The 11,881-nt window shown below is 64.7% G+C and carries 9 protein-coding genes; 5 read left to right on the plus strand and 4 right to left on the minus strand.

The annotated features are described in order from the left end of the window. Window positions 1–211: 211 nt before the first annotated feature. From RM96_RS18085 to RM96_RS18095, 3 genes are all read right to left on the minus strand, one after another. Complete coding sequence (locus RM96_RS18085; RefSeq protein ID WP_039012503.1) at window positions 212–772, minus strand: NADPH-dependent FMN reductase; 561 nt, start codon at window positions 770–772, stop codon at window positions 212–214. A gap of 127 nt (window positions 773–899) precedes the next feature. Continuing rightward, window positions 900–1,988, minus strand: a complete 1,089-nt coding sequence (locus RM96_RS18090; protein ID WP_039012510.1) for an enoyl-CoA hydratase/isomerase family protein — start codon at window positions 1,986–1,988, stop codon at window positions 900–902. Between the two features lie 113 nt (window positions 1,989–2,101). After that, entirely contained in the window at window positions 2,102–3,670 is a 1,569-nt protein-coding gene (locus RM96_RS18095; protein ID WP_039012514.1) for a methyl-accepting chemotaxis protein, read from the minus strand. A 219-nt stretch (window positions 3,671–3,889) separates the two neighbouring features. Between RM96_RS18095 and RM96_RS18100 the strand changes: the two genes are divergently transcribed. Then, entirely contained in the window at window positions 3,890–4,753 is an 864-nt protein-coding gene (locus tag RM96_RS18100; protein WP_039012515.1) for a sterol desaturase family protein, read from the plus strand. Window positions 4,754–4,811: 58 nt separating this feature from the next. On the opposite strand, the gene typA is transcribed toward RM96_RS18100, so the two are convergent. Next, entirely contained in the window at window positions 4,812–6,632 is a 1,821-nt protein-coding gene (gene typA / locus RM96_RS18105) for a translational GTPase TypA (protein WP_039012516.1), read from the minus strand. A gap of 193 nt (window positions 6,633–6,825) precedes the next feature. On the opposite strand from typA, the gene RM96_RS18110 reads away from it, so the two are divergent. The 4 genes from RM96_RS18110 (at window position 6,826) to RM96_RS18125 (ending at window position 11,832) form a co-directional block, all read left to right on the plus strand. Next, entirely contained in the window at window positions 6,826–7,302 is a 477-nt protein-coding gene (locus RM96_RS18110) for a MarR family winged helix-turn-helix transcriptional regulator (protein WP_039012517.1), read from the plus strand. An 86-nt stretch (window positions 7,303–7,388) separates the two neighbouring features. Next, complete coding sequence (locus tag RM96_RS18115) at window positions 7,389–8,927, plus strand: AdeC/AdeK/OprM family multidrug efflux complex outer membrane factor (RefSeq protein ID WP_039012521.1); 1,539 nt, start codon at window positions 7,389–7,391, stop codon at window positions 8,925–8,927. A gap of 44 nt (window positions 8,928–8,971) precedes the next feature. Continuing rightward, entirely contained in the window at window positions 8,972–10,228 is a 1,257-nt protein-coding gene (locus RM96_RS18120) for an HlyD family secretion protein (RefSeq protein WP_039012522.1), read from the plus strand. A 2-nt stretch (window positions 10,229–10,230) separates the two neighbouring features. Continuing rightward, a complete protein-coding gene (locus RM96_RS18125) occupies window positions 10,231–11,832 on the plus strand; it encodes a DHA2 family efflux MFS transporter permease subunit (protein WP_039012525.1) in 1,602 nt (533 codons plus the stop codon). The last annotated feature ends 49 nt before the right edge of the window (window positions 11,833–11,881 follow it).

An 11,881-nucleotide genomic window follows, 5' to 3' on the forward strand; every position in this document is an offset into this window, starting at 1 on the left:
CGGCTAGTGAGCAGGGGCGACGCCCTACCCCGGATATATCTGGCTGGCGTCTGATTTGTGCCGGTTTCGGCATCCGCAGGGGCCGGTTCCATTGTAGAACGGTCCATCGCGATCGCCAGGCGCATGCGGTCTGGGCGCGCACGGCTGCCGACGAAAGGACAAGAGTATAGGCCACGGCACCAAGTTCCGCCCGTGGCCTTGACCGCGAGACTCAGCGTGCCGCGTTGCGTTCCACCCAGTTCGCGTAGGCCGTCAGGTATTTGCCAAGGAATCCGCGAGTGGAATCGTTGGCGAGCGCACCGCTTTCGTCGAACAGCTTGTCGGCGCCGCCGATATAGGCCTCGGGCTGCTGAAGTGCCGGCACGTTCAGGAACACCAGGGACTGGCGCAGGTGATGATTGGCGCCAAATCCGCCGGTAGCACCCGGCGACACGCTGATCACGCCGCCCGGCTTGCCATCCCAGGCGCTGCTGCCGTAAGGGCGCGAGCCGACATCGATGGCGTTCTTGAGTGGCGCCGGCACCGAACGGTTGTATTCCGGCGTCACGAAGAGGACGGCATCGGCACGGCGAATACGCTCACGGAATGTCGTCCATTCCTTGGGCGGATGCTCGTCGAGGTCCTGGTTGTACAGCGGCAGATTGCCGATCTCGACGATCTCCAGCTTGAGCTGCGGCGGCGCCAGCGCGATCAGCGCATTGGCCATTTTGCGGCTAAAGGCTCCCTTGCGCAGACTTCCCACCAGGACAGCGACATCACGAGGATTACTCATCACGACTCCTTCAACTGTGTGGTCTGAATAATGCAGACCGGCACAGCCCGCCATGGATGGCATGGCAAGCCGACGCCGGTCCAGCTGTCACTCTACCCGAGTCGTGAAGCAGGCGCCTTGTGCTGCCTTATGCCGATCCGCCCAGAGCCGCGAGTGGATGAGCGTTGGCGCGCCAGGGGCTGTCGAAGAACGACCGCACCTTCTCGCGGCTGACCTCGTCGAGCCGGGTGTTCTGCCAGCGGGGCTTATGGTCCTTGTCAATGGCGAGGGCGCGGATACCCTCTACGGCGTCGCCCTTGCGGAACACGTAGTACATCATGCCCAGCTCCATGCGCAGTTCGTCTTCGAGCGACATGGAGCGCGCGCGACGGATCTGCTCCAGCGTCACGCAAAGCATCAGCGGCGAGCGGCTGCGCAGCATCGCGGCGGTCTGGGCTGCCCAGTCGCCTTCGGCATCGCTGACGGTGGCCAGGATGTCCTGTACGGTCGTACCGGCGAATATGCGGTCGATCTGGTCGCGCAGAACAGCCAGCTGGCTCTGCGAAGGCACGCAGTCATCAGCATGTTGGCTGGTGAAGGCAGCAATATGGGCCAGCACGGCGTCGCCGCTGTCAAACTGCTGCGTGCGCAAGGAGGCCACCAGTTCGGCCAGTGCGTTGCCGGGCAGGTAAGCGTCGGCCAGCCCTGCGTAGAGGGCATCGGCGGCACCGATCAATGCGCCGGTGAGTCCGAGGTACTCGCCCACATGGCCGGGGGTGCGCGACAGGAACCAACCGCCACCGACATCCGGGAACAGCCCGATATTGGTTTCCGGCATCGCCATCTTCGTGCGCTCGGTAACCAGGCGTAGCCGCGCACCCTGCGAGATGCCCATGCCGCCGCCCATCACCACGCCATCCATCAGCGCGATATAGGGCTTGGCGTACCGGTGGACCAGAAAATTGAGCGCGTACTCCTCGACAAAGAACTGGTCGAGCAGCGGGTCGCCTTCCTGGGCGGCCTTGTGGAAGTAGCGGATATCGCCGCCGGCGCAGAAGGCCTTGCCACCGGCACCGGCCACCACAACGGCCACCACCTTCGGGTCTGCAGCCCATCCGTTGAGGGCCTGGGTGATGGCGCGAATCATGTCGAGCGACAGCGCATTCAGCGCATGCGGACGGGTCAGCGTCAGGTAGCCGATGCCACCCTGGACTTCTGTAGTGACGAAGTCAGTCATGTTTCTGTTCTCCACGAATGCAACTGGTAATTTTACGCCAGTCACGTGTGCAGAAGCGCCCCCCGAACGCTGCCTTTCGCGCACGCAAATGCCGCTACCCAAGCCGCAGCCGATCAGGCGAGACGGAACGTCGCGACGAGGCTGGTGAGCCGCTCGGCCTGATCCTCCAGCGAGGACGCCGCGGCAGCGGCCTGCTCCACCAGCGCGGCGTTCTGCTGGGTCATGCCGTCCATGTGCGACACCGCCACATTGACTTGCTCGATCCCGTGCGACTGCTCGTCCGATGCTGCGCTGATGTCACTGATGATGGCGCTGACACGCCGCACCGCATCGACGATGTCCTGCATCGCGCGGCCAGCATCCCCGACCAGCCCGCTGCCTTCACGCACATTGGACACCGAGGCGCCGATCAGGGTGCGAATCTCCTTCGATGCGCTTGCACACCGCTGCGCCAGGTCGCGCACATCGCCGGCCACCGCGGCAAACCCGCGGCCATGTTCCCCCGCGCGCGCCGCTTCCACCGCCGCGTTGAGCGCGAGGATATTGGTCTGAAAGGCAATCTTCTCGATCACGTCGATGATGTCGACGATCTTGCCGGAGCTTGCGTCGATCGACCGCATGGTGCTGACCACGCGCAACACGGCCTCGCTGCCCCGTTCGGCGAGCGTCGTGGCATCGGTCGCCAGATGGCTGGCCTCGCGCGCGCTTTCGGCATTCTGGCGCACCGTGCCGGTCAGCTCTTCCATGCTGGACGCGGTCTCTTCCAGCGACGCAGCCTGCTGTTCGGTGCGCTGCGAGAGATCGGAATTGCCGGTGGCAATCTGCTTGCTGGCCGCGGCGATCGAGTCCGCGCCGCCGCGCACTTCGCTCACCATGGCCACCAGGCTGGACTGCATGCGCCCAAGCATGCCGAGCATCCGGCTGGTCTCGCTGCGCGCCTTCTCATCGGCGAGCGTACCGGCACCGGCAACAGCACCGCCACTCAGATCGCCCCCGGCAATCTGCTCGAAGCGTGCGATGGCAATGTCCAGCGGCTTCACGATCGATTGCCGCAGGCGCCACGCGACCACTGTGCTGAACACCAGCCCGATCAGCAGCACGCCGGCCGACAGCGTCAAGAGGCGGCTGTAGCGCTGCTGCGAAGCCTCGTAGACGTCGCGGGCGCTCGCCACTTGCAAGCGGTTCAGTTCGGTACTGACGGCCGTGAAGGCAATGTCGAGCCTGGGGATCGTCTCCATCACGGACTTCATCACGGCCTCGCGGTCGCCTGCATGCAGTGCCGCGATCATCGGCGCAACGCCTTGCCTGAAGAGCGCCTCTCGCCTGGCGGAAACGTCTTCGGTGGCCTTGGCCACTTCCGCCGAACGCGGCAACGCCAGGTAGGCTTTCCACGCGGCCTCCGATTGCTTCGCGAATCCCTCGGCCGTGTCGGCGCGGGCGCGAGCGTCCGCCGGGTCGGTGGCGAACGCGGCCTGGTCCAGCAGGATACGCACCAGCAGTTGATTGGAGCGCGCCTCCGCAAGGTTCACGGCTGCAGAGAGCTGCTGCTGGTAGATCTGATGCGTGGCGTCATTGCTGCGCGACATGCCAAGCCAGCCAACGGCGCCGACAATCAGCAGGATCAAATTCGTTACGATAGTCAGGAACCACAATCTGGCTCCGATGGTGGTGTTGCGGAACATTTGGGGGCTCTCCGAAAAAGGGGGACTGCCGAGCGGCCGTCCTGCTCATCTACGGCGCCCCGCCCTCTTCCTTGACACTTGCCGCGCGACGGACAGAACTGCATTTTTGTTCGGATAAGCTCCTGGTTTGTGCGGACCGATGCTGAGCCGCAACACGCCCTGCCCCCGTATGGAGGAACTCTTCCACGCAATCCTGTCCGAAATGTGCACACTTGCGGCATGACCACAGATTCACTCGATCCCGGACTCATCCTGCTGGCGTTCGCGCCGGTCTTCGTGCTCACCATTGGCGCGGAAGCGTGGTACTGGGCGCGGCGCGACCGCTCGGTGTACAGCCTTCGCGATACCGTATCCAATGCGGCGCTCGCGCTGATGCACCAGGCCTCGGACGCCTTCTTCCTCTGGCTGATGATTCGCACGGTCTATACCTGGTGCTATCAGCATGGCTTGCGGGCCGTTCCGGAAACCGCATGGTCTTTTGCCCTGCTGCTCCTGCTCCAGGATTTTCTCTACTACTGGTTCCACCGCGCCAGCCACCGGGTGCGATGGCTATGGGCGTCGCACGTCACGCACCACTCATCCGAAGGAATGAACTTCTCGACAGCGTTCCGCCAGAGCCTGACGTACCCGCTTTCGGGCATGTGGCTGTTCTGGATTCCGCTGGCGTGGATGGGCTTCACACCTGACTGGGTGATCCTGGCAGTCGGGCTGAATCTGGCGTTCCAGTTCTTCGTGCATACGCGCCTGGGCAAACGCTGGCCGATGATCGAGACGGTCCTCAACACGCCCTCGGTTCATCGCGTGCACCACGCAAAGAATGCGCATTACATCGACCGCAATTACGCGGGCGTTCTGACGATCTGGGACCGGCTGTTCGGCACCTTCGTGCCCGAGCGGGAAGCACCGGAGTACGGCATCACGCGCCAGATCCGCACGCACAATCCGCTGACGCTGACCTTCCATGAATGGCGGGACATGTTCACCGATGCCTGGCGCGATCGTGATCCACGCTACCTGTGGAAGCCGCCGGAATGGCGCAGCCCGCGGGGCGCAGGCGGCACGGCAATAAGCGCCGGACAATAGAAAAAGCCGCGCACCTGGCGCGGCTTTTTCATGACAGCGAGACTGACGCCCGCAGCGCTTACGCGCCTTCACGCGAGGCGCGCTTGCGCTCGTGCTCCTTCAGGTGGCGCTTGCGCAGACGGATGCTCTTCGGCGTGAGCTCGACCAGCTCGTCGTCGGCGATGAATTCCACCGCATATTCGAGCGACATCTGGATCGGCGGCACCAGGCGCACGGCTTCGTCGGTACCCGAAGCGCGCACGTTGGTCAGCTGCTTGCCCTTGATCGGGTTGACGACCAGATCGTTGTCGCGGCTGTGAATGCCGATGATCATGCCTTCGTACAGCGCATCGCCCGGCTTGACGAACATGCGGCCGCGGTCCTGCAGCTTCCACAGTGCGTAGGCCACGGCATCGCCGTCGTCCTGCGAGATCAGCACGCCGTTGTGACGCTCGCCCAGGCCGCCTTCGCGCACCGGTGCGTAGTCGTCGAAGATATGACTGATCAGGCCGGTGCCGCGCGTCAGCGTCAGGAACTCGCCCTGGAAGCCGATCAGGCCACGGGCCGGGATACGGTATTCCAGGCGGGTACGGCCCTTGCCGTCCGAAGCCATGTCGAGCAGTTCGCCTTTGCGGCGGCCCAGCTCTTCCATCACGCCGCCCTGGTGGCCGTCTTCGACGTCCACGGTCAGTAGTTCGTACGGCTCGTTCTTCACGCCGTCGATTTCCTTGAACACCACGCGCGGACGCGACACGGCCAGCTCGTAGCCTTCGCGGCGCATGTTTTCCAGCAGGATGGTCAGGTGCAGTTCGCCGCGGCCCGACACTTCGAAGATGGTGTCGTCGCCGGTATCGGCCACGCGCAGCGCCACGTTGGACTTCAGTTCGCGGTCCAGGCGTTCGCGCAGCTGGCGGCTGGTCACGAACTTGCCTTCACGGCCGGCCAGCGGCGAGGTGTTGACGCAGAAGTTCATGGTCAGCGTCGGCTCGTCCACCTTCAGCATCGGCAGCGCGTCCTGGGCGTCCGGCGCGCACACGGTGCAGCCGATACCCAGTTCTTCGATGCCGTTGATCAGCACGATGTCGCCGGCTTCGGCCTCGGACACGACCTCACGCTCCAGGCCCTGGAACTTCAGCACCTGGTTGATGCGGCCCTTGATCGGGTTGCCTTCCGGGCCGAACTTGACCACCACGTCCTGCAGCGGACGGGCGCGGCCACGCGAGATGCGGCCAACGCCGATCTTGCCGACGTAGCTGGAGTAGTCCAGCGAGATGATTTGCAGTTGCAGGGGGCCGTCCCGATCGTCGTTACGCACCGGCACCTTGTCCAGCACGGTCTCGAACAGCGGCTTCATGTCGCCGTCGCGCACGTCTTCGGTCAGGCCGGCGTAGCCGTTCAGGCCCGAAGCGTAGATGACCGGGAAGTCGAGCTGCTCGTCGGTCGCGCCCAGCTTGTCGAACAGGTCGAAGGTCTGGTTGATCACCCAGTCCGGACGGGCGCCCGGGCGGTCGATCTTGTTGATCACGACGATCGGTTTCAGGCCCAGCGCCAGCGCCTTGCGCGTGACGAAGCGCGTCTGCGGCATCGGGCCTTCCACGGCGTCCACCAGCAGCAACACGCCGTCAACCATCGACAGCACGCGCTCCACTTCACCGCCGAAGTCGGCGTGGCCCGGGGTGTCGACGATATTGATATGGGTGCCGTTGTACTCAACAGCACAGTTCTTCGCGAGAATCGTGATCCCGCGTTCCTTTTCCAGGTCGTTCGAGTCCATCACACGTTCGGCGATTTGCTGGTTGTCGCGGAAGGTGCCTGCCTGGCGCAGGAGCTGGTCGACCAGGGTGGTCTTGCCATGATCGACGTGGGCGATGATGGCGATATTTCGGATGGCGCGGGTCATTGCAGCGTCTCGCTGAGAGCGGAGAATCTTAAGGTAACCTAACATTCTAGCATGTTGCAGCGCAAGAAGCGCTGACCCGAGCCCTGGTTTACCTAGTAAAAACTATTGCGTAATCAGAAATAGCGAATTTCCGTCCTTGCGCATCGTTAAACGTGAACATATATTTGCCATAGCAAAGATTGCAAAGGCAAAGATGTCACAGGATCTGCCCTCCGAACGTACTCCCGGCGTATTCGATCCCGCCCAGTACCAGATGTCCGACAGCGTCGGCTACCTGATGCAGCGCGCGAAGAACATGCTGGCGCACGGCGTCGAGCAGGAGGTCAGCAGCCTGGACATTACCCACGCCCAGGCCAGCTGCCTGATGATGCTCGCCACCGGGCGCGCCTGCACCGTGACCGACCTCGGACGCGAACTCAACACCGATATGGGTTCCGTCACGCGGCTGCTCAGCCGCATGGAAAAGCGCGGTCTGATCGAGCGCCGGCGGCGCGATATCGACCGCCGCGTGGTCGACCTTTCTCTGACGCCCGAAGGCCAGGACCTTGTTGCGCGTCTGCCCGCCGTGTTCTGCAAGGTACTGGCCCATCACTTCCGCGGCTTCTCCGACGACGAAGTCCATGCCCTGCGTAATATGCTGCGGCGTCTGATCGATAACAACAGCGGGTAGCGAAGGCAGACCGAACAGGCGCTTCAGCCCATCCGGCTTCCGACATACACCCAGATAACAAACTGGCTCCAGTACGGAGCAAGACAATGAACCAAGCACTCTCCTTCCTCGCATCCCGGCCTGCGCGTTTCCGCGAGCTGGGCCGCCGCGCCGGCACGCTGGCCCTGACGGCCCTCGCCGCGGCGGTGCTGGCCGGTTGCGCGGCCCTTGGCAACTCTCATAGCACCCAGACCGTTACCGATCCGGCCACCATGGCCACGGCGCAGACCCTTCCCGACGAACACGGCCAATGGCCGACGCAGGACTGGGTCGACCAGTTCAGGGATCCGCAGCTGCGTGCCCTGGTCGATGAAGCGATCAAGGACAACCCGAGCCTGCAGGCCGCCTTTGCCCGCGTGGAAGCGTCGCGCGCCATGGCCGACGCCACCCGCAGCGAGCTGTACCCGCATATCGACTTCGAAGGCAGCCTGATCCGCCAGCGCATTTCGGAAAAGGACCTGTTCGAAGGCACCCCGCTGGCCGGCTCCTGGCAGAACCAATCACGCCTGCAGGCAAACCTTTCGTACGATTTCGATTTCTGGGGCAAGAACCGCGACGCCCTCGAAGCAGCGCTCTCCGACGATCGTGCGGCCGAGGCCGAAAGCCAGGCTTCGCGCCTGCTCCTGACCACCTCGATTGCACGCAACTACGCCCGCTTTGCCGCGCTCTACGCCCAGCGCGACGTGGCCGAACGCGCCATCGCCCAGCGCCGCGACCTGACCGACCTGTCGCGCCAGCGCCTGACCGCAGGCCTCGACACCCAGGTGGAAACCACCCAGGCACGAGGCACCGTGGCCGCAGCACAGACCGACCTGCAGCGGGTGGACGAGGAGATTGCCCTCGCCCGCAACCAGCTCGCCGCCCTGCTCGGCAAGGGCCCTGACCGCGGCCTGCAGATCCAGCGCCCGGTGCTGCTGGCCCAGGCCACACCGCAACTGCCGGACAGCCTGACGATCGGCCTGCTCGGCCGCCGCCCCGACCTGGTAGCCGCGCGCTGGCGCGTGGAAGCCGCGTCCAAGGACATCAAGGTCGCGAAAAAGGAATTCCTGCCTGACCTGACCCTGAGCGCCTTTGCCGGCCTGGCGGCATTGGACCCGTCCCATCTGCTGATGGCCGCCAGCCGCACGTTTGGCGTTGGCCCGACGCTGCGCCTGCCGATTTTCGAAGGCGGCCGCCTGCGCGCCAACCTGAAAGGCAAGTACGCAGGCTATGACATCGCCGTGGCCAACTACAACCAAGCGCTGGTCGATGCCCTGCGCGAGACGGCCGATACCATGACCAGCATCCGCAGCGTGGACACCCAGATCAAGACCCAGCGCGAAGCCCTGGACCTGGCCGAACATGCCTACTCGCTGGCCACCATGCGCTACAAGGCCGGCCTCGGCACCCAGCTGACCGTGCTGAACGCAGAGAGCACCGTCCTGCAGCAGCGCCGCCTGTCGACGGACCTGCAGGCTCGCCGGCTCGATCTGCAGATGGGCCTGATGAAGGCCCTCGGCGGCGGCTACCAGGAGCCCGACGAGCACGAAAAAGGTCACGAGGGCGAAGCGGCACATAACAACAACCAGGCGGGCGCCCGCGGCTGATCCGCGCACCCAGTCATTGCAGACAAGATTCACCAGAGAACATCATGAGCGACAACCAGCAAGCGGCCGGCACCCCCAATCCCCAGGCACAGCCTCCGGTCAATAACAATGGCAAGCGCAAGCGGATGCTGCTCTCCCTGACGGCAGCCGTCGTCGTGGCCGGCATCGGCTACGGTGCTTACTGGGGCCTGTATGCGCGCCACTTCGAGAGCACCGACGATGCGTATGTCGCCGGCAACGTGGTCCAGGTCACCCCGCTTGTGGCAGGCACCGTGGTCTCGATCACCGCTGACGACACCCAGCTCGTCACCGCCGGCCAGCCGCTGATCCAGCTGGACCGTGCTGATTCGCAGGTGGCACTGGAACAGGCCGAGGCACAGCTCGCACAGGCCGTGCGCGAAGTCCGCACGCTCTACGTGAATAACGGCTCGCTCGCCGCCAACGTGGCCCTGCGCGAAGCTGATGTCGCCAAGGCCCGCGAGGACTTGCGCCGTCGCCAGGCGATCGCCGGCTCGGGCGCAGTGTCGAACGAAGAAATCTCGCACGCCCAGGCCGCGCTGAAAGGCGCGGAATCCGCCCTGCTGGCCTCGCGCGAGCAACTCGCCTCGAACAAGGTGCTGACCGACCAGACCACCGTGGAGAAGCACCCCAACGTGCAGCGCGCTGCCGCCAACCTGCGTTCGGCCTACCTGTCGTTCGCGCGTTCGACGATGCCGGCGCCGGTCACCGGCTATGTGGCCAAGCGTTCGGTGCAGGTCGGCCAGCGCGTGGCCCCGGGCGCTCCGCTGATGGCGGTCGTGCCGCTCGACCAGGTCTGGGTGGATGCCAACTTCAAGGAAGTGCAGATCACGCATATGCGCATCGGCCAGCCAGTGACGCTCGAGGCTGACGTCTACGGCTCCAAGGTGAAGTACGAGGGCAAGGTCGCCGGCTTCTCGGCAGGTACCGGCTCCGCCTTCTCGCTGCTGCCGGCGCAGAATGCCACCGGTAACTGGATCAAGGTGGTGCAGCGCCTGCCGGTGCGTATCGCACTGGACCCGCAGCAGCTCAAGGACCATCCGCTGCGCGTGGGCCTATCGATGAACGTGACGGTCGATGTGCGCAAGGAAGAAGGCGCGGCCATGGTCAGCGCCACCACCGCGGCCAAGCCGATGCAGACCGACGTCTATGACAAGGTTGCGCAGGATGCCGACACCCTGATCTCGCGCATCATCGCCCTGAACAACGGTGGCCGTCAGGGCAGCCAGCTGCCCGCCGTGCCCGCCGCCAGCGCCACCATCGCCAAGCCGGCTAACAGCTGATCATGGCCAACGCCCTCTCCGCGGGTGACCGCGCCGGCGCCGGCAGCCGGCCACCGGCGCGTGCCGCGCAGCCGCAGCCGCTGAGCGGCGGCAAGCTGGTGATCGGCACCATCGCGCTGTCGCTGGCCACGTTCATGAACGTGCTGGATTCGTCCATCGCCAACGTGTCGATCCCGGCAATCTCGGGCGATCTTGGCGTGGCGCCGAACCAGGGTACCTGGGTCATCACCTCGTTCGCGGTCGCCAACGCCATCTCGGTGCCGCTGACGGGGTGGCTGACCACGCGCTTCGGCGCGGTGCGGCTGTTCATTACGTCGATCCTGCTGTTCGTGCTGTCGTCGTGGCTGTGCGGCGTCGCGCCAAACCTGGAAACGCTGCTTGCCGCGCGGGTCCTGCAGGGCGCCGTGGCCGGGCCGATGATCCCGCTGTCGCAGTCGCTGCTGCTGGCGAGCTATCCGCCACAGAAGAGCACCATGGCGCTCGCCTTGTGGGGGATGACCACGCTGGTCGCGCCAATCATGGGACCGCTGCTGGGCGGCTGGATCTCGGACAACATGACCTGGCCGTGGATCTTCTACATCAACGTGCCGGTAGGTCTGCTGACCGCCTACGCGACGTGGGCGATCTACAAGGATCGCGAGACGCCGACCAAGGTCCTGCCGATCGACCGCATTGGCCTGGCCCTGCTCGTCATCTGGGTCGGCTCGATGCAGCTCATGCTCGACAAGGGCAAGGAGCTCGACTGGTTCCACTCGACCGAGATCGTGGTGCTGACGCTGGTCGCCATCGTCGGCTTCCTGTTCTTCCTGGCCTGGGAGACCTATGAGAAGCACCCGATCGTCGACATCAGCCTGTTCAAGGGGCGGAACTTTGGCGCCGGTGTGGTCGCGATTTCCGTGGCATACGGGCTGTTCTTCGGCAACCTGGTGATCCTGCCGCTGTGGCTGCAGACCATCGTCGGCTACACGGCGACAGATGCGGGCATCGTGATGGCGCCGGTGGGGATCTTTGCCATCCTGCTGTCGCCGGTGATCGGGCGCAACCTGCCAAGAATGGACGCCCGCTGGGTCGCCACGGCCGCGTTTATCACGTTTGGCATCGTCAGCCTGATGCGGTCCGGCTTCACCACGCAGGTGGACACCTGGACGCTGATGGTCCCGACGCTGATCCAGGGTGCGGCCATGGCGATGTTCTTCATTCCGCTGACGTCGATCATCCTGTCGGGCCAGCCGCCCGAGAAGATCCCAGCCGCCTCCGGCCTGTCGAACTTCGTCCGGATCACCTTCGGCGGCATTGGCGCATCGATCTCGACCACGGTCTGGGAGAACCGCTCTGCCCTGCACCACGCGCAGCTGGTGGAGAAGATCAACCCCTACAACCCGGTGTACAGCGAACAACTCAATCACATGATGCAGATGGGCATGAGCCAGTCGCAGGCGGTTGGGCTCATGGAGCGCAACATCAGCCAGCAGGCGGCCATGCTTGGCGCCAACGACATCTTCTGGATTTCCGGGGTGCTGTTCTTCGCGCTGATCGGCTTTGTCTGGCTGACCCGGCCGGCCAAGGGTGGCGCCGGGGCGGATGCGGCGGCGGGTGCGCACTGACAAGCGAATCCTCCTGACGTCCTGATCCGTCGCAGAAATCAAAAAGGCC

The sequence above is a fragment of the Cupriavidus sp. IDO genome, from assembly GCF_000812465.1.
Classification (GTDB): domain Bacteria; phylum Pseudomonadota; class Gammaproteobacteria; order Burkholderiales; family Burkholderiaceae; genus Cupriavidus.

Bases quoted from the DNA above. Each gene is read 5' to 3' on its own strand.
- RM96_RS18125 (WP_039012525.1), top strand. From the start codon at position 10,231: ATGGCCAACGCCCTCTCCGCGGGTGACCGCGCCGGCGCCGGCAGCCGG.
- RM96_RS18090 (WP_039012510.1), bottom strand. From the start codon at position 1,988: ATGACTGACTTCGTCACTACAGAAGTCCAGGGTGGCATCGGCTACCTG.
- typA (WP_039012516.1), bottom strand. From the start codon at position 6,632: ATGACCCGCGCCATCCGAAATATCGCCATCATCGCCCACGTCGATCAT.
- RM96_RS18120 (WP_039012522.1), top strand. From the start codon at position 8,972: ATGAGCGACAACCAGCAAGCGGCCGGCACCCCCAATCCCCAGGCACAG.
- RM96_RS18100 (WP_039012515.1), top strand. From the start codon at position 3,890: ATGACCACAGATTCACTCGATCCCGGACTCATCCTGCTGGCGTTCGCG.
- RM96_RS18085 (WP_039012503.1), bottom strand. From the start codon at position 772: ATGAGTAATCCTCGTGATGTCGCTGTCCTGGTGGGAAGTCTGCGCAAG.
- RM96_RS18110 (WP_039012517.1), top strand. From the start codon at position 6,826: ATGTCACAGGATCTGCCCTCCGAACGTACTCCCGGCGTATTCGATCCC.
- RM96_RS18095 (WP_039012514.1), bottom strand. From the start codon at position 3,670: ATGTTCCGCAACACCACCATCGGAGCCAGATTGTGGTTCCTGACTATC.
- RM96_RS18115 (WP_039012521.1), top strand. From the start codon at position 7,389: ATGAACCAAGCACTCTCCTTCCTCGCATCCCGGCCTGCGCGTTTCCGC.